The following is a 21,212-nucleotide window of genomic DNA, read 5'->3' on the forward strand; positions in this document are numbered from 1 at the left end:
CCTGATGGATTACCCTGTAGAAGCCAGTCATCCCCCGATTTCTCGGTTTCGACTGAACGAATCGCACTTGGCAGCACCATTTAAGTCTGCATTCACAATTATGCCATTATCTGACTGATATAAGCCACGTTTAATCCGCTTTCCAGATGCTTTCCACCCAGTTGGTTTTTGACCATATTTGGGTAGGGAGTCACCATCAAGAAAACTAGCTTTTGAAGTATATGCTTCTTCGGTTTTAAGAAATCTGATTCCGTGCAAATCGCACAGTTCTTTCAACCTATTTTTTAGCTTACCTAAAGGCATTTGAACAAATTTTTGATTGTTCAGTTTACCGAGATTACTGTTAGACTTAAAGCCTTCATTCCACCCAACTATCAGTGTGCCAATTCCGTATTTCAGACAATGGTTGACAATTAACTTTGCAGATTTATTGATGCCATCACGCATTTGGTGATTGCGTTTGCGAGTTACACGGTCTAGCCAATTATCCCAGTAACCTTCTGGTTTTCCTTCTTTTCTAGTTGCTACTTTCTTGTTCCACAATTGATTCATCGCTTTCATTGCACGAGAATCAATCAATAAAGAGTTTCCCAGCGTATCGACACAAGCTGCTAAATTGTCAGAAGTTCCTAAGTCAATTGACAATGCTTGACCAATGTCTAAATTATGTTGTTGTTTTTCAACCTCGTAGGACATTTCCAGGTAAAAATAACCATTTTTCGGGAGAATTGTAAACTCTTTCACTTGAGAAAAATCAAGATTCGATGGCATAGGCAAAAAGAATTCAGAAACTCCAAACCATCGCCTTACTGTTAAACCCAAGGAAAACCTTAACTGATTGCCAACAAGTTTTGGTCTTAAACCTCCAGAATTGGGATAAGCTACTTTAAACAACTTAGAGTTTTTCAGGTATCCCGGTGGCTTGGGGTTAAAATGTAATTGACCTTTGATATATAAATCTCTTAATTCTTTAAAAGATTTGAAGGCTTCTGTTACTGACATCAATGTTTGCTGCATTGGTGTTGATGGCAATGATTTAGCAACCATTGATTTTGTAACTGATGGTTCAAAAGATAAGTCAAATTTTCCAGTCAACAATTTTCCTGTTTTGAAAAAAATCTGACGAGCTAAATAAACACCACTGTTATACAGTTTACCTGATTGTTGACAGAGATACTCTAACAAGGCTTGAACTTCTTTGGTTGGAGACAGTAATATTTGCTGAACTCCCATTGTTTTTTTGGTTTTATTCACCTCTGTTTTCCTGAATATTGGTTGACTTGTCTGCTTTCAGCTATTATACTAGATATCTCAAGGTTCATCAACAAAATTTAGAAAGAAAGAAAGAAAGAAAGAAAGAAGACGGGGACTCTCATTCCCTCGTGCCGCTTCCCTCTCAGGACTGAAGTCTCTGAGTTTCCCGCATCCCGTATTGTTTTTATGATTGTATGCGATAATCGAACATTAACAGGGTAGAGGGCAGAGCATGATTGGTCAACTTCTCGACAGACGTTACCGCATCATTAAAGTCACAGACTCAAGTGAAGTGGGAAAAACTTATATAGCAGCAGATACTCACCGTCCCGGGTATCCGCAATGCACGGTTAGAGAAATGCGGCTCCTCGGCACCAGTTCGCAAACTCCAGAATTAGTCAAAATTATATTTCAAAGAAATGCAGAAATAATAGAAAAATTGGGCAAACACGACAAAATCCCCGAATTGTTGGCGTATTTTGAGGAAAACCAAAGTTTATACTTAATAGAAGAATTTATTGCCGGTCAACCTTTAAGCCAAGAATTTATACCTGGTGAACCTTGGGCTGAAGACGAAGTAATTGCTTTGCTATCATCCATATTAGAAGTTTTGGTGTTTATACACTCCAACGGTTTCATTCACCGCCGAATTCAACCAGACAGAACAATTCGACGCGAGTCAGACGGCAAATTTGTGTTGATTGACTTTAGCTTAGACAAAGAAATTAACCCGGAGCTCGTTAATTCTCATTTGTTGGCGCCAACATCCCCAAATTCTGTTAAAAAGCCTTTGGGAAAAAAACCGGAGTTAGCTGCTGAAACATTATATGTGCCGATCGAGCAATCGCAAGGCAACCCCCGCTACAATAGCGACATTTACGCTCTAGGTACGATCGCCCAGCTTGCGGTAACGGGACTATCGCCCGAGAAACTGAGTGCCTTAAAAAACCAAGGCGAAATTTCCTGGCGCGATCGGGCGACTTGTTCGGCGGCTCTAGCAGATATTATCGATCGAATGGCACTCTCAAACTACGAGGAACGATATCAGGAAGCCACCGAAGTTTTGGCAGACCTCGAACAAATCACGGTAAAATGGGAGGCTGGGCGATCGCCAGCCACCATCATCACCGACACGATAAATCAATTTCAGCCGAGACAGCGCCCAACCAAACTGTTGCTGTTTGCAGCCATAGCCGCAGCTTCGATATTGACAGCACTGATAATTTACTTTTGGCACAGTCAAAGTCCGGCGAGGGCCAAAGAATTGTTCGCCCGCGGTGTTGCGAAGGCGCAGCAAGGTGACAAAACAGGCGCGATCGCCGATTATACCCAAGCGATCGCCCTCAATTCCAGCGATGCCGAAACTTTCTACAAGCGGGCTAACGCTCGCTACGACATGGGCGCCACCGAGCAAGCAATTGCCGATTACACCCAAGCACTTAAAGTCAATCCCAGCCACACCAAAGCCATCTACAATCGAGCTCTCGCCCGCCGCGACACCGGCGACAAGCGGGGGGCTGTGGAAGATTTTACCCAAGTATTGCGGCTCAATCCTAACAACGGTGACATATATTATCAGCGGGGTTTAGCCTATTACGATTTGGCAGACTACCGCGCGGCAATTGAAGACTACACTCAAGCAATTCGGCTCAATCCCAACGATGCTACAGCATACAGCAATCGGGGTTTAGCTCGATCGGCCAACGGCGACAAAACCGGAGCAATGGCGGATTTTACCCAAGCGATTCAAATTAGCCCCAAGGAAGCTGGGGTTTACTACAGTCGCGGTCGATCGCGCTTTAATCTAGCAGATTATCAAGGAGCGATGGAAGATTACAGTAGGGCGATCGAATTGGAACCGAACCAAGCTGATGCTTATACCAATCGGTGCAGCGCTTACTTAAATTTAGCAACCTACGACAAAGCGATTGAAGATTGCAGCCGAGCAATTCGCCTCGATCCCAAAGATGAGGCAGCTTACAACAACCGCTGCATTGCTCATCTGAATTTAAAGCAATTTCAAAAGGCCAGCGAAGATTGCAGTTTGACGATCGGACTCAACAGCAACAATCCCAAAGCATACAGCAATCGAGGATTAGCTCGATCGGCTTCGGGAGACAAGCAGGGGGCCGTCGAAGATTTCACTCAAGCAATTAAGCTCAATCCCAGCGATGCAGTAGCTTACAGCAATCGCGGTACTATTTACTCAGAACTAAAAAATTACCCTTTAGCGGTTGAGGATTTCGCTCAGTCGCTACGACTCAACCCCAACAATGCTAGCGCTTTTTACAGCCGAGGTCTCGTCCGTCGCCAACTCAAAGATCGGGCTGGGGCGATCGAGGATTTTCAGAAAGCTGCAACACTGTTTCTAGAACAAGGAAGAGCCGATGGTTTTCAAAATGCACAAGCACAGATCAAAGATTCTAAATAAACTATTAGTCATTAGTCATTAGTCATTGGTTATTGGTTATTGGTTATTGGTTATTAGCGCGAGCGTCCCCGCTCGCGAACGTTATTAGTCAGTAGTCAGTAGTCGGTAAACACTGGGAGCATCTCATTTTTGAAAAAAGCATTTTTTATTATAGTGCGAGCGTCCCCGCTCGCGACTATTCCAGGACTCGCGAGCGGGGACGCTCGCACTATTAAATGCAAAACAGAGATGCTCCCTAAACACTCAACTGTCAACCCTTCTTTTGCGCTCTTCGGGCAAGCTGTTAACTGCCAACTATCAACTATCAACTGCCAACTATCAACTGCCAACTGCCAACTGCCAACTGCCAACTGCCAACTATCAACCGTCAACCGTCAACCGTCAACCGTCAACCGTCAACTGCCAACTGCCAACTGTCAACTGTCAACTGTCAAATGTCATTAGCAAAAATGAAAAATCAAGAACAAAAAAGGAAACAGCAAAAATCACCAATTACGAATTACCCATTACCAACTCCCCCTTCCCAGTTACCAATTCGCAATTATCAATTACCAATTACCAATTACCACTTCTCAAATTCCGATATGAACATGGTTGGTCAACTTTTAGACAGGCGTTATCGCGTAGTCCAAATCCTCAGCTCGGGAGCCTTCGGACAAACTTATTTAGCAGTCGATACTCGCCGCCCAGGTCACCCTCAATGTGTAGTCAAACAACTGCGCCCTCCCAGCAACACTTCCACAGTTCTCAAAACAGCTTACCGATTATTTAAACAAGAAGCAGAAATATTAGAAAAACTGGGAAAACACGATCAAATTCCTTTTTTACTAGCTTATTTTGAAGAAAGCAATCAATTCTACCTCGTAGAAGAATTTGTACCCGGCCACGCCCTCAATCGGGAAATTGTGGCCGGTCAACCTTGGCGCGAAGAAAGAGTGCTGGATCTGTTGGAAGAAGTGTTAAAAGTTCTTGCCTTCGTACACTCTCAGGGAGTGATTCACCGCGATGTTAATCCCTCCAACTTAATCCGCCGCAAACCAGACGGCAAATTAGTTTTAATTGACTTCGGCTCGGTTAAAGAAGTTGCCAATCACGCCAGCGAGTACGATACAGAATTTCCGCGCACCATTGCGACGGGAACTCCGGCTTATATGCCGATCGAACAATTTCAAGGCAACCCGCAATTTAGCAGCGACCTCTATGCCGTCGGGATGATGGCGATCCAAGCTATCACTGGTTTGCCCGGTACGGATTTGCCAAAATTGCAAGATCCGAGTCCTTCTCACACTGGGGAAATTGTTTGGCGAAACCGAGCTCAATGTTCTCAGGCACTGGCAAATATAATTGACAAAATGGTCTGCCACCAATTTAGCAAACGCTATCCATCGGCTGAGGAAGTTTTGGCCGCTCTCAGCAAGCTGAAACACCGCCAAGAGCCTGGAAATACGGCTCAAAATAAAAATATTTCTCCGTCGAGCTTACTGTCTTCCAATACTTTTTCTTCAGGTTTGGGAAGTCGGTTTTGGTGGCTGATATTCGCTGGCTGCGGGGCGATTGCTATGGTATTTCTGTTTAATTATTGCAGCCGCCCGAATCCGATCAAAGCCAAGGAATATTACGAAAAGGGAGTAGCAAAGTCTCGCAATCAAGATGCGGCAGCAGCTTTGCAGGCTTTTGACAAATCAATTCAATTAAATCCTAACAATGGTGAGAGTTTTTATCAGCGGGGTAATGCTAATTATGATTTAAAAAAATATCAAGAAGCAATTGCCGATTATTCTCAGACGATCGCTCTCAATCCTCAATATTTTAAGGCTTATTTTAACCGAGGGCTGGCCCGTCGCGATTTCAACGATAAGCGCGGAGCGATTGAGGATTACACTCAGGTTTTGAAGCTCCAGCCCAACGATGTTGATGCCTACTATGAAAGAGGAGTGACTTATTTAGAAATGCAAGATTACAAGACGGCTATTGGGGATTTGACTGAAGTAATTCGGTTGCAGCCGAACTTGGTTAAAGCTTATCATTCGCGGGGGTTGGCTCGGGCTGGGAGCAGCGATTTGCAGGGGGCGATTGGAGATTATACTGAGGCAATTAAGCTCGATGCTCAGAATGTGGATGCTTTGTACAGTCGGGGGAGAGCGCGCTTTCACCTAGGAGATTATCAGGGAGCATTGGCGGATTATAGTCAGGTAATTGCGATCGATCCCAAGAGTGGAGATGCTTACGCGAATCGTTGCAGCACGCAGTTGAATTTAGGAGCGCATCAAGCCGCAATTGACGATTGCACTCAGGCAATTTCGCTAAGCGAGGAAGATGGGGTTCCCTATAACAATCGCTGTATTGCTTATTTAAATTTGAAGGATTACCCGAAAGCAATTGCCGATTGCACTCAAGCGACAACACTAAATCCCAAGGATTATAATGCTTTCAGCAATCGCGGTTTAGCTCGCAGTGCCGGGGGAGATACACAGGGGGCGATCGCAGATTTTACCGCAGCAATCGGGCTCAATCCCAACGATGCTGAAGCTTACGCCAATCGGGCCAAGGTTTACCAGCAGTTAAATAATTCCAATAGTGCGATCGCCGATTACGTGCAAGCCATTCGGATCAATCCGAATTATGCTGGTGCTTACTACGGTAGAGGCATGGTTAGGCGATCGTTAGGAGACAAAGCAGGAGCAATTAGCGATTTCGAGAAAGCAGGCAAAATCTTTCTCGATCAAGGACTTACCGGCGGTTACAAAGACGCACAATTTGAGATTGACAAACTCAAATAATTCTTAGGTACGTAGTTGCGCTTCAGCGCTCTTTTGCATATATATAAGAAAGAGCGCTAAAGCGCAACAACGTACCTTACTAACCCTCTGGATTTTGAATTCGCTCAACCAAATCATAAAAAGGTTGCCAATTATCCTCAAGAGCGATCGGTTCCCAAACAGCCTCAATCGTCGGCCTCAACAGCGATTGTTCCGGATTGTGCTGGCGCAACCTGTCCGCCATCTTATCCATATCATCCGCCGATAAACTTTGCAAAACGTGACAATAAAACTCCCGCCAAGGTGCTAACAACTCCGTCGCTTCGGCCTCGCTAAAAATTTGATTGACATCATCTCGCCAAGTGCGATTAAACTGTCTTCGCAATTGAAAAAAGAAATCATGATAATCAACTTGAGACTCCGCCAGCATCTTAATTGTCAGCTTCAAAAGCTCATCACCATCAGCCTCAGACAAATCCTCAAATCCCAACCTATTGAGCATCAACTGTCGGTAAGTAGTATTATAATACCCACCAAACTTAGCCAAAGCAGCATCCATATCAGCTTGAGGAATCGCCGCTGCTAGCGGTTGCTGAAGCTTCTCCAAATTCCCGTGACAAATAAACGGTTGATTGCCGTAAGCATAAAGACCATAATAGTCAAAATAAGCTGCTGTAAACTTCGGATTATAAGTCGGAATAAACGCAAAAGGCCCGTAATCAAAACTTTCACCAGTAATCGACATATTATCAGTATTCAGCACCGCATGACAAAAACCTGCCGCCATCCACTGAGCGACCAATTCGGCTACACGCTTGACTAAATCCGCATAAAATAGCGCATACTTTTCTTCCGATGAAACACCAGAAGTGCTAGCTTCTAGATGCAGTTTAGGATAGTAATATTCAATGACAAAATCTAAAAGTTTTTTAATTAAGTCCGGGCGACGGATATAATTTAGCCTTTCAAAAGTGCCAAAGCGGATGTGAGAGTGGCTAAAACGCACCATCACGGACGATCGCGTCGGAGAAGGTTCATCGCCCCGCCACAAAGCATCACCCGTTTCAACTAAACTAAAACAGCGAGACGTGCGAACTCCCAATCGGTGCAAAGCTTCAGCCGCCAAAACTTCGCGAACTCCCCCCTTGAGAGTGAGTCTACCATCAGCACTGCGCGAGTAGGGAGTGCGGCCGGAACCTTTAGTGCCGAAGTCGTAAAGTCTGCCATCAGTACCGCGAACTTGGCCGTACAAAAAGCCTCTACCGTCGCCTAAATTCGGGTTGTATTCGTTGAATTGATAGCCGTGGTAGCGGAGTGCGAGAAAGGGACGCACGCAGTGAAATTTGCCGAATGCTTGAATGAAATCTTCGTCGGTTACTTGTGCCGGATCTAAGCCCAATGTCGGCAATAATTGGTCGTTGCGGAAGCGGAGGATGTGCTGCGGAAAATCTGCCGCCGGGACTTCATCAAAGTAGTCGCCACCGAGGGATTCGAGGGCGGGTTCGTAGTTGAGGGAAAGCAAGGGATTTGACATTTGTCTATTTTATGTTGAAAATGTTGAAATTGGCAACTCATTGTAGGGTGCGTCTGTTGTAAAAATTTTAAACGATAGACAGAGAATCTTCGGCTGACGCACCCTACGGTTAGTTATTGTAGGGTGCGTCTGTTGTAAAAATTTTAAACGATAGACAGAGAATCTTCGCCTGACGCACCCTACGGTTAGTTATTGTAGTTATTGTAGGGTGCGTCAGTTGTAAAATTTTGAACGATAGACAGAGAATCTTCGCCTGACGCACCCTACGGACTCACTACTCGTGACCAATATGTGCCGGAATATCTGGGATGTCATTTGCTCCCCAATCTTCAGGATAAATGCTTTGGGCAACAAATCGATGGAAGCTAGAATATTGCCAATCTTTGGGGGACTGGCATAAACCATGTTTGACTGGATTGTAATGAATATAATTGCAATGATTAGCATAGTCTGTTTCATCTCTAATTAAATGTTCCCAAAATCTTCGCTGCCAAAGATTTCTTTCTTTCCGTTTTTTTCGAGATGGGCTAATTTCGGCTTGTATTCCTAATTTATCAGCGCATTCATGTGTGACAAAAGTTTTAATGAATCGCCAACGAGTTGCATAATTGTTATCACCCTCTGGTAGTGTCCAAATACAATGTATGTGATTTGGCAATAAAACAATTGCCTCAATTGAAAAAGGGTAAAGTTGCTGGACTCGGAGCAGGGATTTTCGTAAAGATTCCCGAGCAATATCGCTGCACAGCCAAGGAATTCTTTGATAAGTGACTTGGGTGAAAAAGTAGGTTGCTCCGGGTATCGTGGCTCTCCGGTAGTTCGACATAATATTGAGTTAGTAGTCGTTAGTTATTGTCGGGTGCGTCAGGACTGAATGTTTTCTGACATTGCTGATTTTTTCGCCTGACGCACCCTACGGTTAGTTATGGACAGACAGATAATCTTCGGCTGACGCACTCTATGGTTGGTTATTATCGTTATTGTCGGGTGCGTCAGGACTGAATCTTTTCTGACATTGCTAATTTTTTCGCCTGACGCACCCTACGGTTAGTTATTGTAGGGTGCGTCAGGACTAAATGTTTTGACGACATACAGATAATTTTTGCCTGACGCACCCTACAGTTGCTCTACCTCCTATTTAAACTGCCACCAAAGTAGGCTCTAAAGTTGCCACTAATTTCAGATTGTACTCATCCTCAAAACACGGCTTTTTATAATCTAAACTCCACAGTTCCAAAGCACAATCGTCACCGGGATTGAGCGGTTGCAGCCGCAAGTGAAACTCTCGAACTTCCGGGCGGTGTTCGCATTTGAAATCAGTAATTGCCCCAATCTGCCGCCTATCCAAAGCCACAGCCAACCGCAGAAATGGATGCAATTTACTAACGACTTCTCGGTATTTTTTCGGGAGAATGACAAAATTTTCGTGTTTCTTTTTTGGAGGATTTTTCCGGTGGTAACGAGCTATATTGGCAATTACTTCAATCTCAGTTTCAGTGTATCCCAATAATTCACCATTGCGAATTAAATAGTAAGAATGCTTGTGGTGCGCCGAATGGCTGACGTACAAACCGCTGTTATGCAGAATCGATGCCGCCCACAGCAACTCGCGTTCTTCGCTTCCCCAATTGTGCAGAATTCCTTGGGTTTGGTCGAATAAATTGAGTGCAAATTCGGCGGTTCTTTCGCTTTGTTGTAAGTTAACTTGATATTTTTGGGCCATGTGCAGAACACTGCGCTGGCGGATTGAACCTTGATAGCGCAATCGGTTTTCAATCAAACCCCGACTTAGCATCCAGTCAACAATGACGCCTTCTCTTAAAGATCGATCGCACACCGTGAGGGATTCCATACCTAATAATGCCATCGCTTCCTGCAAAATCAACGCCCCGGCGAGAATAATTTCCGCCCGCTTGTCCGACATTCCGGGAATTGCTAGCCTTTCGGAGTAGGAAAGTTTGCGGAAACGATTGACTAGCTCGCGCAAATCTTTTAAACTTAACTGATATCCAGCCAGCGGACTCGGAACTGTTCCCAACTTTTCGCGAGCGTTAATTGCAGCCAGAGTTTCGATGGTTCCCGCAGTTCCGATCAAGCGCAGATGTTCGCCTATCTTGAATTGCGATCGCAATTCGTCGATCGGTCTTTCCAGCGAAATCCGAATATAAGCTTGCAAATAGGCAAACTCCTCCCGGCTAATCGGGTCAGTTTTGACAAATTCTCCTGTTAAGCGCACAGCACCAATTTTGGTGCTGGTGAGACAGCGCGGTTCAGAACTATCTCCTAAAATTAACTCAGTAGAACCGCCACCAATATCAATAATCACCTGCGATTGATTGTTGAATTCCATACCCGAAAGAACACCGAGATAAATTCTCCGCGCTTCTTCTTGTCCGGAAATTAAGCTCACATTCAAGTCTAATTCGTCAGCAACTTGTTTGAGAAAATCCCGCCCGTTAGGCGCTTCTCGAACTGCACTGGTAGCCACAGCGATGACTTGTTCAGCATTAAAAGTTTTAGCAATATCTTGAAAACGGCGCAAAGTTGCGATCGCCCTTTCCATCACTTCAGACTTCAAACACCCTGTTTTAGCCTCACAATCACCCAACCGAACCGTATCTTTTTCTCTAGCAATAATCGCAAACGCAGGCAATTTCGGATCGATCCGCGCCACCACCATATGAAACGAGTTAGTACCCATATCAATAGCGGCAATAATGCGATTTGACTCCGCAGCAGCAAGTGAATTAACCATTGGAGTGTATCGGGGTTGACAGATATTTATAATTATTTCACGAATCCAGTGAGGCGCGATCTTAAATCAGCAAAAATCGGGAATTAGGGCATAGGGCATCGGGCATGGGGCATCGGGCATGGGGCAAAGAGGGCATCGGGACATACATCACTTTTTTGAGAACCGCTATAGTAGGTGATTTTGCCTAAAATTTGATAGAATTTAAAGCTAAAAATCTAAAATCTAGAATTGAAATGCTTATAGAGCCCGATCGCCAATCTGAATCTACACTACTTACTATCATCCGGCTGTTGAGATGGGACAAGCCAGCAGGAAGGCTAATTTTAATGATTCCAGCCCTGTGGGCCGTCTTTTTAGCAGCAGACGGAAAGCCGCCCTCCGCATTGGTAGGGGTGATAGTGTTGGGTACCTTAGCCACGAGTGCGGCGGGATGCGTCATCAACGACTTGTGGGATCGCGATATTGACCCGGAAGTAGAAAGAACGCGATCGCGCCCCCTTGCATCCCGCGCCCTAAAAGTGCAAACTGCGATCGGAGTTGCTTTAATTTCCTTTGCTTGCGCCGCCATTCTCGCATTTTATCTCAATCCGTTAAGTTTCTGGCTGTGTGTCGCCGCCGTACCAGTAATTATCTGCTATCCGTTAGCAAAAAGATTCTTTCCAGTCCCACAATTAGTGTTATCAATTGCCTGGGGATTTGCAGTTTTAATTAGTTGGAGTGCCGCCGTCAATAAATTAGAATTAGCAACTTGGTTGCTGTGGGGCGCAGTAGTCTTGTGGACGATGGGATTTGATACAGTTTACGCAATGAGCGACAAAGAAGATGACTTGCGTGTGGGTGTCAATTCCAGCGCTATCTTTTTCGGGGATAACGTAACTAATGCTGTGGGTTTTTTCTTTGTTGGTACTGTCGGTTTGTTAGCAGCAACGGGAATTAATCTGCACTTGCACGTCGGTTTTTGGATAGCAATTTGTGCGGCGGCAATTTTGTGGTTTTTGCAGTACAGTCAACTGCGGAAGGCGGATATTCCCAAGCCTGTTTACGGTGAAATCTTTCGCCAAAATGTTTGGGTTGGGTTTGTCATATTGGCGGGAATGATTGTTGGGGAGATTTTTTAGCCTGCGGTTGGAAACCGCGCCTACACAAACAAAACCCACCTACGTGGGTTAAATAAGTCCACTAAGCCTCTCCAATAATGATTGTGGAACAGGCATCTTGCCTGTTCAAGACTGGCTTTTCTGACGATCGTACCTTCTATGTAAAGTTATATTACAAAAACAGAAACTTCGCATAAAAACTCCGACGCACTCCAGATAGATAAGTAGCGGCGGAAGTTCAGCGAGTTTGACCCACCCTCTGTGTAAAGTTATATTACAAAAACAGAAACTTCGCATAAAAACTCCGACGCACCTCTGATAGATAAATGTCAGCCCAAATTATTGGATTAATCAAGGTGCACCATGTCTAATATATCGATCGGCAATTTAAGCGACAACTATATCTCGATCGACTTCGCAGGTAAAACTGACCCCACAGACACCTATCGTTTTAATCGGCTGAATCCGGGTAGCTTTCGAGTTACGGCGGTCGGATTTAGTTCCATTGTTGGGATGCAGCTTCTCGACACTCAGGGAAAAGTCGTCAAAGATATCGAAACCAACGGCACAAATTCGGGCACTTTTAGCATCGATAATTTGGGCGCAACAAATTATGCACTAAAAATCTCTGCACCTTCGCGCGATACAAATTATCAAGTTACTTTAACCCCAGACGGAAAAGTCGATCCGCTGACAGGCTTAGGCGTTACCTCCGGTTTCTTCACTCCCGATTCAACTGGTCAAGTTGGTTTTGACTGGCTACATGACGGCGGCAATTATAAAGGTGAAGTTGCCATTTTTAGCGTACAAGGTATGGAGAACTTCGATCCTAATTCTGAGGAATTTATCAAAGAATCAGCAAGACGAGCTCTGACAAATTCTACCTTTGGTCACGTCGTAATTTCTGACTCCATAGAAGGTGCAAATCCGCTATTTAACGGCGGTTTAGGAGAGGAAAACTATAACGAGGGACAGTACAGTGGCGCGAAAAAATTTGGGATGAAACCGGGAGATGCTTTTGCGGTGATGTTAGTACCAAATGGTACTGTGCGAGATATCTTTAACAATCCGGGTGCGGACGGTGACAAACGTCCGTTATTATCTTTATCTAGCCTGAATCCAGATGATGCTTTTTTGTTTGGTCAAATAGCAGATGTGACTGGCACCGGCAAGGCATTTGCGATGGAAGATCAGCGAGTCGATCGGGGTTCTGATAAAGATTACAACGATTTAGTTTTCAAGTTGACTGGTGCGACTGGTAAGGCTGTGTCGATCGACAAAGTGATCGATAAGAGCAAAGATTGGACTAAACTCGATGGCGGCAAGAAATTGATCGAGTATGTCACTCCAACACCGCCTGTAGCGACAACGCCACCAGTTGTTGTACCGCCGACAACTCCGCCAGTTGTTGTACCGCCGACAACTCCGCCTGTAGCGACAACGCCACCAGTTGTTGTACCGCCGACAACACCTCCAGTTGTTGTACCGCCGACAATGCCGCCAGTTGCGACAACACCGCCTGCTGTTGTACCGCCAGTTGCGACAACACCGCCTGCTGTTGTACCGCCGACAACGCCACCAGTTGAGACAACACCGCCTGCTGTTGTACCGCCGACAACACCGCCAGTTGCGACAACACCGCCAGTTGCGACAACACCGCCTGCTGTTGTACCGCCGACAACGCCACCAGTTGTGACAACGCCACCAGTTGCGACAACACCGCCTGCTGTTGTACCGCCGACAACACCGCCAGTTGCGACAACACCGCCTGCTGTTGTACCGCCAGTTGCGACAACGCCACCTGCTGTTGTACCGCCAGTTGAGACAACACCGCCAGTTGCGACAACACCGCCTGCTGTTGTACCGCCAGTTGCGATCGCACCGCCTGTAAGAGTAAAACCTCCGATCGCCCCCCCAACTCCTTCACAACCACCTAAGATCGACCCAAAACTGCCTGTAATTGAACAACCGATCGACACTGAAGCGCCTATCCCTATCAGTGTGGCGCCAACGGTCGATCGCACTTTTGTAGGCATCATCGATACTGGGTTTGCTGCGAAGAATCCCGATTTGGATTATTCTAAAGTGACCTTGGGGCGCGATCGCATCGACAAAGACAGCAACCCGTTGTTAAATGCTGGAGAAGGGAACGAACACGGCACGTTTAGCTGGGGTTTAGTAAGTGCAATTCAAGGGAATGATATCGGGATTGATGGCTACAACGATGGGGCGAATGTTTACCTAAGTCGGGCAATTGGTTCGGGGGAATGGGATTTAGCTTTAACTGATTTTGTAAGTGAAGCGAAGGGACAAAAGAAGAAGAATGCGATCGCACTTCTTCCCCTGGATTTAACTCAAAAGAATGCTGACGGTAGCATTACTACTCGTTACGAGTTTACAGCGCGGGAGCGTGCGGCTTTGGAAAATGCGCGTCAAAATGGGGTGCTGTTGGTTGTAGCGGCTGGTAATGACGGCGGTGTGATGTCGGTTTTGGGTCAATCTTCTCAGGAGTTTGACAATATTATCACGGTTGGTTCGTCGGATGGTTTTGGGCGATCGGATTATTCGAGTTACGGCTACGGTTTGGATATTTTAGTGCCCGGTGGAACAATTGAAAATCCGACTTTATCGACTGTTGGCGATGATGTCGGTCAAATGTCGGGAACTTCGGCATCCGCAGCTAAGGCGGCGGGAATGTTGTCTAAGGTTTGGGATAGCAATCCTGCTTTGAGTGTGACTCAGGTTATCGATGTTTTGACTGGAAGTGCGATCGATTTGAAGGAGCCCGGATGGGATGAGGAAACGGGTTTTGGGGTGGTGAATTTGAATAAGGCTGTGCAAGTGGCGAAGGAAACAAAGCCGCAAAGTTACACGCCTAGTCCTTTCTTGAGTCCGACAACTTGGGGTTTAGAAGGAAAAGTTACCCCTTGGGAAAGGGCGACTTATGACATAAAAACAGGAAGTTTTACATCGATTATTTGGTCAACTACTGGTGTGAATCTACGCAATAGCCCTAGTTTTAACGATCGTAGCAATGTGAGTATTGGATCTAAAGGTCAGACTTTCACTTTCGATGCTTGGACTTACGGGGAAATAGTCCCGGATCTCACCACACAAAAGCCAGATGCTTTGTGGTTTCGGATAAATCAAAACGGCAAATCTTACTGGGTACCGAGTGCATACACGAAGGGCTACCCGCCTGGAAACCCCCCATTACTGCCTCCAGCTAATTCCAATCCAATCAATCCAAGCCCAATCAATCCAAGCCCAATCAATCCAAGCCCAATCAATCCAAGCCCAATCAATCCAAGCCCAATCAATCCAAGCCCAATCAATTTCTCAACGGGCACACGATTGGTGGCAATTTTTATCCAGTTTTCCAGAATTCTAAAGGAACACTGGGCAATCCGACTTCTGATGTCATCAACTATAATGGCGTGAGCTATCAGACATTTGACAAAGGGTCAATTGTTAGCAGTAAAAATGGAACTTTCCCGCTTTATGGTGCCATACGTCAGGAATTCTTGAAAACAGGTGGATTGGATGGCTGGTTGGGCGCTCCGAAGAGTGCAGAAAAGGGCCAAGGGGATGGAACGCTAATCCAATACTTTGAGAAGGGTTACATTTCCTGGAATGGCGTTAAGGCGATCGCATACAGAGAAGGAGATGGTAAGCCATCTGTATCTGTGCCATCTATATCTGTTCCTAATCAGCCAATCTTAGGTGACGATCGTTGGTGGGATTTGCAGACAGGTGATTCTTTTCTCTATTCTAATCAAGAAGATCCGAAGAATAACTCTAAGTTATACTCGGAACTTCAGACGATTGAACGCAGTCAAAAAGTACGTCAAATGTATGTTGATCTTTCCAAGGCAATTTTCAAAGGTAGCTTGCTCGAATCCGACGCTGGTTATGCTTATGACAAAGGCTACATCGAGAAAGCAAAAATAGGCAATAAAGTTGGTTGGATTCACTCTGGGATTGATATGTCAGCTTCGACCACAAATGTGATTCACTCGCCAGTTGATGGCATAGTTGTTCAAGACATCTCTGACTATGGACCTGGTAGCGGAAGGGCTATTTGTGTTCAGGAAAAGGTAGACGGAAAACGTGTCAATCGTTTTTGGTGGTACTTACATCTAGCATCGGGTAAAAGTAAAATTGATCAACCAGTGACTGCTAAGGAAACAGTTATTGGTAGTCCTGGGATTATAGGAGGGATGGCTCCTCACCTTCATTTAACTGTTGCAACGACATCAGATAAAAATGCAGCTCTAAATGTCCTCTCACCTGGTGTAACCCAAGCAAAAGCTGCAATTAATGAACTAACAGCAAGAACAATGAGTCCTTTACAAGCTTTTTGGGAAGCACAAAATAAAGTTCTTAGATAGTCGGATGATCCCTCGCCCTTTCTCTCCCATATTCTGAAGGCAGATCGCCCATAACTCACCAAACGATCGATCGCCCTTCTTACATCCGCGTTAATCTGCGTCCATCTGCGGTCAAAAAAGATCGATCGCCCTTTCTAACAATTCAGAAGGGCGATCGCCCTTATTTTGCATTCAACTCACAAATAATTGTCAGTTCAGCCAATTATTGCTAAAATGATCCCAAAATACTATTCTGATTAGCCAATGAGCAACATCTCTATCAGCTTGCCAGATGACTTACTCACATACGTCAATCAAAAAGCGCCAAACCCCAGTGCTTTGATCGAATCTCTCTTAAAACAATGGCGAAAACAACAAGAAAACCAAGCTTTAGCAGAAGCTTGTAAGCTAATTGACGAATTAGATTTAGGATGGGATGAGGAATGGCAAGCTCAAGCGATTACCGACTGGGAAGTATCTGGATAGCTAGATTCGATCCGTCAGTAGGAACAGAAATACGCAAAACGCGACCGGCATTAGTGATTTCTGGTACGTTGTTTAACGAGCGACGCAGCAAAGTGACTGTTTTGCCGTTTACCTCCGCTCGTGCTCACGATCCTCGGATTTCTGCTGCTGTAATATTAGTACCCGCATCCCCACAAAATGGTTTAGATGCAGACAGTTTGCTAGTCTGTGTCGATCTCATGACTTTCGACAAAACGAGATTAGTACAGCAAGTCGGCCAATTGGAATCCGAGCTATTTTCCCAAGCTCAAGAGATTTTGCAGCGCTATTTGGAATTATAGCGATCGCCCGACGCTAACTCTCACCAAAAATAAAAGCGAGATCCATTTTGGAACTATCCAAAATGGATCTCGCTTCTGCTTGTAGGATGGAATAACCGCTTCCATCTCCCAATTTCCATGACCACCCCCATCCAGCAAGAAGCCCGCCAAATTCTCGACACTCTCGCCTTTACCCCCTTCGATCGATGCCATCCCCTCAGCCGCGACTTCGACACCATTCCTGCTAAAGTTGGTTTGTACGCCTTTCGACATCGCACCGAAGGATTGCTCTACATCGGCAAAGCCAAGAACCTCCGCGATCGACTCCGAGGCGGTCACAAAGCCTTTCTCTGGGGCTGGCTCGATCGCTACGATCCAGATGATGTAAGGATCGCCTTTGTTACCCTCAACCAATGGCAAAAACCAGGGTTATTATATGAATTAGAAACCCTCATCCTGCAAGCTACAAATCCTCCCTACAACGTTAAAATCCCCAGAGAACAATGAATCATACCCTCAACATCCAACACTTGCCACCATCCGCTATTCATTCGCTGATGACCCATTTGCCGGACTATGTGAAAGTCGCCCTGATGGAAAAAGCTACGCAGCTAGAATGCTCTCTGGAAGCTGCGATCGAAATGGCGATCGCTAGTTTTCTAGACTCAGAAGCTTTCAGCTTTGAAGATTGCCTATTATCGCAACGTCTTCAGGAATCAGAACTGGTAGAATCTCCCCAAAGGAAATAGGGAACGATCGCCATTTCTCAGGATAATTCAGAAAGGCGATCGACCATAATTCATCAAAAGATCGATCGACCTTCTGACATCCGCGTTAATCTGCGTCCATCTGTGGTCAAAAAAGAGCGATCGCCCTTTCTAACAATCCAGAAGGGCTATCGCTCTTCAACTTCCCATCTCAAGACTAAAGATTTATTCATTCTCATCAACATTATCAAAAATATCTTCGATGTCCCGTGCTCCGTGAATCACGCGCAAAATTTCTACCTCTGAGTCTATGAGACGGTAGAAAATCAGATATCTCCTAAAACCTTTAATAGCTTATTGTCGCACATCGATTAAATTCGGATGAGAAAATTGACAGCGTTTTCCCATTTTCGGCGTTTGGGCCAATTGTTTAAAGGTTTCTCCCGCCGCGACAAGAAAGCGATCGGAAGCATCCATATTATCTTCCGCAATGTAAGTTGCCAATTCAATTAAATCGCGGATAACTTGCGGACGTTTTTGGATCGAGGTCATTTTTCTCCCTGCAACCCCTGATTCTGGGAAATACGCGATCGCACAGCTTGACGAATCTCCATCCAATTTTCCTCCGTCATAGCGGTAGGATTTCCCGATTCCAAACCCTCTAATAACATCGCTTCCAAACGTTCTGAAGCTTTACGTTTTTGGTCTTGGCGAATTAACTCACGGAAATACTCGCTAGCTGTACTATAACCACCTTGGGCTACCTGTGCTTCTATATAAGTTCGCATTGAGTCAGGTAGAGAAATATTCATGCTTGTCACGGGTATTACTTACCTCATTTAACTCGTTATTTTTAATATGGCAGATTTTGCCATTTTTTGTCAAGTCTCATAACCACTAATTTTTTAATAATAAAATGGGAAAGGGCGATCGCTTCGTAATATCAATACTCCGTCAATTCTTGCAAGTCTGTATCTTCCTTATAGATTTCTGCATAGAGAGCCGCAGATTCTTCCAATTGCTCCGCATACTCCGCATCCTCTGGGTTATCCCAAATTTTAGCAAAAGCTGCTTCTGAGAGTTTGGTCACAGTATCAACTAGAACACCAGCTTCACTTCGCGTTAATAGGAAGTCGATAAAATCTTTTAATACCGTAATTTTATCTGGCGGTAAACTACGGATTTTTTTCATCAGCTCTGCTTCTGGGTTTTGGGTGATACTCATTTGAGCTACCACTTATTTATTGATAAGATAGCATATACTTGATATTCCGTCAATATTGCGATGTTGCAGAAACGATCGCCCAAACTGGTAAAATCCTAGCAAATCCCAGATGAAATCCCAGATGAGACTAAGCAAATTCAACTTTTGTGCGATCGCAATTTTCCTAACTTTGGGCATTTTCGGCAGTACCAAAGCAGACGGAGGAATTGCACAGTTCAGTTTCAGCAACAAATCCACTCAAACTTTAGCACAAACCCTCCCTCCTCCTCCCCCTCCAGCTCCTGCCAAATTGCCAGTCACCGAACAAGAAGGCCCGCCGATTACTAGCGAATCAGTGCCAGATCAAATAGCTTTAGCAACCCATTTGCAGACTATCAAAGCTAGAATGTTCGGTGCTTACTGGTGTCCTCACTGTCACACGCAACAAGAACTTTTCGGCCAACCAGCATTTACCGCGATTACTTACATTGAGTGCGATCCCAGAGGTAAAGATGCTCAACCAGATTTGTGCAAAGCAGCTAATATTAAAGCTTATCCCACTTGGGAAATTCGCGGTAAATATTACACTGGTAGGCTATCTTTGGAAAAAATTGCTATCTTATCGGGTTATAAAGGCAGCAGGAATTTTCAGCCACAACTTCCCTCTCCTTAAATATATCTAAATTAGGAATGAGAATTAAATAACTTACAATTTTAATTATTCTGGGATGGGCGTCCCGCCGGTCCAGAAAAGACGGGCGGGACGCCCATCCGACAAATATGTGTAAGTTATTAAATTTTCGTTCCTTAGTTGACGACACTCGCCCACTAAAAAACCGGGTTTTTGAACCGAGATTGACGGTTTTAGGCAAAAATTTTGGTTAAAAACCCGGTTTCTTGCCACCTGCGCGTCTAGCAGTATAAATGTAAGGCGCACAAGCACCTGAATTTATGACTTTTATGAATCGAGCTTATGAATAATATGAATTGACGTAAAAGCGAGATAATTATTTAATGGTACTTAGGCGGACATATCTATTTTAATTCCAAATTAGCACTTATTCACGAGACTGAAACGATGCACTTACAATCTAGGAAAAAACTAATAACTTTCAGCAGTTTGCTGTGCTTGTCAGCAATTGTATTTCCGGTAGCCAGCCAAGCTATAACTGTACAAGAAGTACCGAATCCACGCCAAAATCACACTTGGGTAACAGATAAAGCAAATATTCTCAGCGACAGCACGGAAATTCAGCTAAATCAGGTGATTGCGGAGTTGGAGGCGAAAAATGGCTCAGAAATTGCAGTGGTGACAGTGCCTGATACTAAGCCATCCGCGACACCCAAAGCATTTGCTACAGAATTATTTAACTCTTGGGGAATTGGCAAGAAAGGTAAAAATAACGGAGTTTTATTGTTGATTTCGTCGGGGGAACGCCGCGTTCAGATTGAAACTGGTACCGGGATTCAAGGCATTTTGCCGGATGCGAAAACTGTGAGTATTATTCAAACGGAAATTACGCCCAAATTTAAACAGCAAGACTTTGACGGGGGGACATTGGCGGGGACAAAGGCGTTAGTTAATGTTTTGCAAACTCCGATCGCAAATGTGCGATCGCAAAACGCGCTACCTTTGGCTCCCATAGTACCAGGACAAGGCGTACAACCGTCTGCAAATACTCAATCTCAAAATACGCTGCCTTTGGCTCCCATAGTACCAGGACAAGGGGTAACACCGTCGCCAATACCTGCTCAATCGCCAGTTGTTACGGATGATAACTCATCAGGTGGCGTGTTCATATTTTTCTTAATCCTTGCCTTGCCTGTGTTATTGATAGGATGGATAATTCGGTCTATTATGTCCAGTTCCCGCTCTTCTTCTAATAGTCGCAGGCGTCATTACGGTAATAGAACCAGCGGTAATAGCACCAACGGTTACGGTAGCAGTAGTAACGATTACAGTAGCAGTAGCAGTAGCAGTAGTAGCGATTACAGTAGTAGCAGCAGTAGCGACTCGGGCGGTAGCTTTGGTGGTGGTGACTCTGGGGGTGGTGGCGGTGGTGGGGATTACTGATAGTTGTAAGGTGCTCTTCGGCGCACCCTATTTGAGCTTGATTTATACATTTTCCCTAGAATGACCACAATCATATTGGTTTGTAGTGAGGACTTTAGTCCTCGGATGGATGCGGACTAAAGTCCTCACTACAAACCTTTTTTAGCCCACATTCCGCAGATGTGGGTCGGATTTTTTTATCAGTTGTGAAAACTTGGAAGCCAAACGCTTTTGGGCTGAAATTATGCAGTGTTAGCCTTACA

General features: G+C 45.0%; 19 protein-coding genes. 12 read left to right on the forward strand and 7 right to left on the reverse strand.

Going from position 1 to position 21,212, the window contains the following annotated elements; genetic code table 11:
* Positions 1–27: 27 nt before the first annotated feature.
* Positions 28–1,254 (reverse strand): transposase, encoded by a 1,227-nt coding sequence (locus JGK16_RS29370; protein WP_293193506.1) that lies wholly within the window; start codon positions 1,252–1,254, stop codon positions 28–30.
* Between the two features lie 232 nt (positions 1,255–1,486).
* Between JGK16_RS29370 and JGK16_RS29375 the strand changes: the two genes are divergently transcribed.
* The 3 genes from JGK16_RS29375 (at position 1,487) to JGK16_RS29385 (ending at position 6,465) form a co-directional block, all read left to right on the forward strand.
* Positions 1,487–3,685: a tetratricopeptide repeat protein gene (locus tag JGK16_RS29375; protein WP_293193505.1), complete on the forward strand. Its 2,199-nt coding sequence runs from the start codon at positions 1,487–1,489 to the stop codon at positions 3,683–3,685.
* A 228-nt stretch (positions 3,686–3,913) separates the two neighbouring features.
* Complete coding sequence (locus tag JGK16_RS29380; RefSeq protein WP_293193504.1) at positions 3,914–4,129, forward strand: hypothetical protein; 216 nt, start codon at positions 3,914–3,916, stop codon at positions 4,127–4,129.
* A 5-nt stretch (positions 4,130–4,134) separates the two neighbouring features.
* On the forward strand, positions 4,135–6,465 hold the full coding sequence (locus JGK16_RS29385; protein WP_293193503.1) for a serine/threonine-protein kinase: 2,331 nt from the start codon (positions 4,135–4,137) through the stop codon (positions 6,463–6,465).
* 79 nt (positions 6,466–6,544) lie between these two features.
* On the opposite strand, the gene JGK16_RS29390 is transcribed toward JGK16_RS29385, so the two are convergent.
* The 3 genes from JGK16_RS29390 to JGK16_RS29400 form a co-directional block, all read right to left on the reverse strand.
* Positions 6,545–7,978, reverse strand: a complete 1,434-nt coding sequence (locus JGK16_RS29390; protein ID WP_293193502.1) for a YdiU family protein — start codon at positions 7,976–7,978, stop codon at positions 6,545–6,547.
* A 274-nt stretch (positions 7,979–8,252) separates the two neighbouring features.
* On the reverse strand, positions 8,253–8,804 hold the full coding sequence (locus tag JGK16_RS29395) for a transposase (protein ID WP_293178682.1): 552 nt from the start codon (positions 8,802–8,804) through the stop codon (positions 8,253–8,255).
* A 312-nt stretch (positions 8,805–9,116) separates the two neighbouring features.
* The gene (locus JGK16_RS29400; RefSeq protein WP_293178679.1) at positions 9,117–10,733 is read right to left on the reverse strand and encodes a Ppx/GppA phosphatase family protein; all 1,617 of its coding nucleotides are present in this window, start codon (positions 10,731–10,733) and stop codon (positions 9,117–9,119) included.
* Between the two features lie 233 nt (positions 10,734–10,966).
* Between JGK16_RS29400 and JGK16_RS29405 the strand changes: the two genes are divergently transcribed.
* The 7 genes from JGK16_RS29405 (at position 10,967) to JGK16_RS29435 (ending at position 17,734) form a co-directional block, all read left to right on the forward strand.
* Positions 10,967–11,851 carry a 4-hydroxybenzoate solanesyltransferase gene (locus tag JGK16_RS29405; RefSeq protein WP_293178676.1) on the forward strand — a complete coding sequence of 295 codons (885 nt, stop codon included), beginning with the start codon at positions 10,967–10,969 and terminating at the stop codon, positions 11,849–11,851.
* A gap of 342 nt (positions 11,852–12,193) precedes the next feature.
* On the forward strand, positions 12,194–15,271 hold the full coding sequence (locus JGK16_RS29410) for a S8 family serine peptidase (RefSeq protein WP_293203561.1): 3,078 nt from the start codon (positions 12,194–12,196) through the stop codon (positions 15,269–15,271).
* Positions 15,268–16,221: a M23 family metallopeptidase gene (locus JGK16_RS29415; RefSeq protein ID WP_293193500.1), complete on the forward strand. Its 954-nt coding sequence runs from the start codon at positions 15,268–15,270 to the stop codon at positions 16,219–16,221. Before JGK16_RS29410 ends, JGK16_RS29415 begins: the two co-directional genes overlap by 4 nt.
* A 243-nt stretch (positions 16,222–16,464) precedes the next feature.
* Positions 16,465–16,686, forward strand: coding sequence for a hypothetical protein (locus JGK16_RS29420; RefSeq protein ID WP_293193499.1), 222 nt, complete (start codon positions 16,465–16,467; stop codon positions 16,684–16,686).
* Positions 16,644–17,006, forward strand: a complete 363-nt coding sequence (locus JGK16_RS29425) for a type II toxin-antitoxin system PemK/MazF family toxin (protein WP_293178661.1) — start codon at positions 16,644–16,646, stop codon at positions 17,004–17,006. The genes JGK16_RS29420 and JGK16_RS29425 overlap by 43 nt, the downstream gene beginning before the upstream one ends.
* Positions 17,007–17,123: 117 nt before the next feature.
* Positions 17,124–17,492: a GIY-YIG nuclease family protein gene (locus JGK16_RS29430; protein ID WP_293178658.1), complete on the forward strand. Its 369-nt coding sequence runs from the start codon at positions 17,124–17,126 to the stop codon at positions 17,490–17,492.
* Entirely contained in the window at positions 17,489–17,734 is a 246-nt protein-coding gene (locus JGK16_RS29435) for a hypothetical protein (RefSeq protein WP_293178655.1), read from the forward strand. The genes JGK16_RS29430 and JGK16_RS29435 overlap by 4 nt, the downstream gene beginning before the upstream one ends.
* Positions 17,735–18,046: 312 nt before the next feature.
* Here JGK16_RS29435 and JGK16_RS32840 read toward each other — a convergent pair whose 3' ends face one another.
* The 3 genes from JGK16_RS32840 to JGK16_RS29450 form a co-directional block, all read right to left on the reverse strand.
* On the reverse strand, positions 18,047–18,244 hold the full coding sequence (locus JGK16_RS32840) for a type II toxin-antitoxin system RelE/ParE family toxin (protein ID WP_293313341.1): 198 nt from the start codon (positions 18,242–18,244) through the stop codon (positions 18,047–18,049).
* Entirely contained in the window at positions 18,241–18,504 is a 264-nt protein-coding gene (locus JGK16_RS29445) for a type II toxin-antitoxin system ParD family antitoxin (protein ID WP_293178653.1), read from the reverse strand. The genes JGK16_RS32840 and JGK16_RS29445 overlap by 4 nt, the downstream gene beginning before the upstream one ends.
* Positions 18,505–18,635: 131 nt before the next feature.
* Complete coding sequence (locus JGK16_RS29450; RefSeq protein ID WP_293193498.1) at positions 18,636–18,917, reverse strand: toxin-antitoxin system, antitoxin component, Xre family protein; 282 nt, start codon at positions 18,915–18,917, stop codon at positions 18,636–18,638.
* Positions 18,918–19,038: 121 nt separating this feature from the next.
* Between JGK16_RS29450 and JGK16_RS29455 the strand changes: the two genes are divergently transcribed.
* Both JGK16_RS29455 and JGK16_RS29460 read left to right on the forward strand, forming a co-directional pair.
* Positions 19,039–19,569 (forward strand): hypothetical protein, encoded by a 531-nt coding sequence (locus JGK16_RS29455; RefSeq protein WP_293193497.1) that lies wholly within the window; start codon positions 19,039–19,041, stop codon positions 19,567–19,569.
* A gap of 405 nt (positions 19,570–19,974) precedes the next feature.
* Positions 19,975–20,970: a YgcG family protein gene (locus JGK16_RS29460; protein WP_293178644.1), complete on the forward strand. Its 996-nt coding sequence runs from the start codon at positions 19,975–19,977 to the stop codon at positions 20,968–20,970.
* Positions 20,971–21,212 lie beyond the last annotated feature (242 nt).

Source organism: Microcoleus sp. PH2017_09_SFU_O_A, from assembly GCF_020738625.1.
Lineage (GTDB): Bacteria > Cyanobacteriota > Cyanobacteriia > Cyanobacteriales > Microcoleaceae > Microcoleus.

Coding starts and splice junctions, on each gene's coding strand:
- JGK16_RS29435 (WP_293178655.1), top strand. CDS start 17,489: ATGAATCATACCCTCAACATCCAACACTTGCCACCATCCGCTATTCAT.
- JGK16_RS29395 (WP_293178682.1), bottom strand. CDS start 8,804: ATGTCGAACTACCGGAGAGCCACGATACCCGGAGCAACCTACTTTTTC.
- JGK16_RS29390 (WP_293193502.1), bottom strand. CDS start 7,978: ATGTCAAATCCCTTGCTTTCCCTCAACTACGAACCCGCCCTCGAATCC.
- JGK16_RS29405 (WP_293178676.1), top strand. CDS start 10,967: ATGCTTATAGAGCCCGATCGCCAATCTGAATCTACACTACTTACTATC.
- JGK16_RS29380 (WP_293193504.1), top strand. CDS start 3,914: ATGCTCCCTAAACACTCAACTGTCAACCCTTCTTTTGCGCTCTTCGGG.
- JGK16_RS29460 (WP_293178644.1), top strand. CDS start 19,975: ATGCACTTACAATCTAGGAAAAAACTAATAACTTTCAGCAGTTTGCTG.
- JGK16_RS29375 (WP_293193505.1), top strand. CDS start 1,487: ATGATTGGTCAACTTCTCGACAGACGTTACCGCATCATTAAAGTCACA.
- JGK16_RS29445 (WP_293178653.1), bottom strand. CDS start 18,504: ATGAATATTTCTCTACCTGACTCAATGCGAACTTATATAGAAGCACAG.
- JGK16_RS29400 (WP_293178679.1), bottom strand. CDS start 10,733: ATGGTTAATTCACTTGCTGCTGCGGAGTCAAATCGCATTATTGCCGCT.
- JGK16_RS29430 (WP_293178658.1), top strand. CDS start 17,124: ATGACCACCCCCATCCAGCAAGAAGCCCGCCAAATTCTCGACACTCTC.
- JGK16_RS29425 (WP_293178661.1), top strand. CDS start 16,644: ATGGCAAGCTCAAGCGATTACCGACTGGGAAGTATCTGGATAGCTAGA.
- JGK16_RS29410 (WP_293203561.1), top strand. CDS start 12,194: ATGTCTAATATATCGATCGGCAATTTAAGCGACAACTATATCTCGATC.
- JGK16_RS29450 (WP_293193498.1), bottom strand. CDS start 18,917: ATGAGTATCACCCAAAACCCAGAAGCAGAGCTGATGAAAAAAATCCGT.
- JGK16_RS29385 (WP_293193503.1), top strand. CDS start 4,135: ATGAAAAATCAAGAACAAAAAAGGAAACAGCAAAAATCACCAATTACG.
- JGK16_RS29420 (WP_293193499.1), top strand. CDS start 16,465: ATGAGCAACATCTCTATCAGCTTGCCAGATGACTTACTCACATACGTC.
- JGK16_RS32840 (WP_293313341.1), bottom strand. CDS start 18,244: ATGACCTCGATCCAAAAACGTCCGCAAGTTATCCGCGATTTAATTGAA.
- JGK16_RS29455 (WP_293193497.1), top strand. CDS start 19,039: ATGAGACTAAGCAAATTCAACTTTTGTGCGATCGCAATTTTCCTAACT.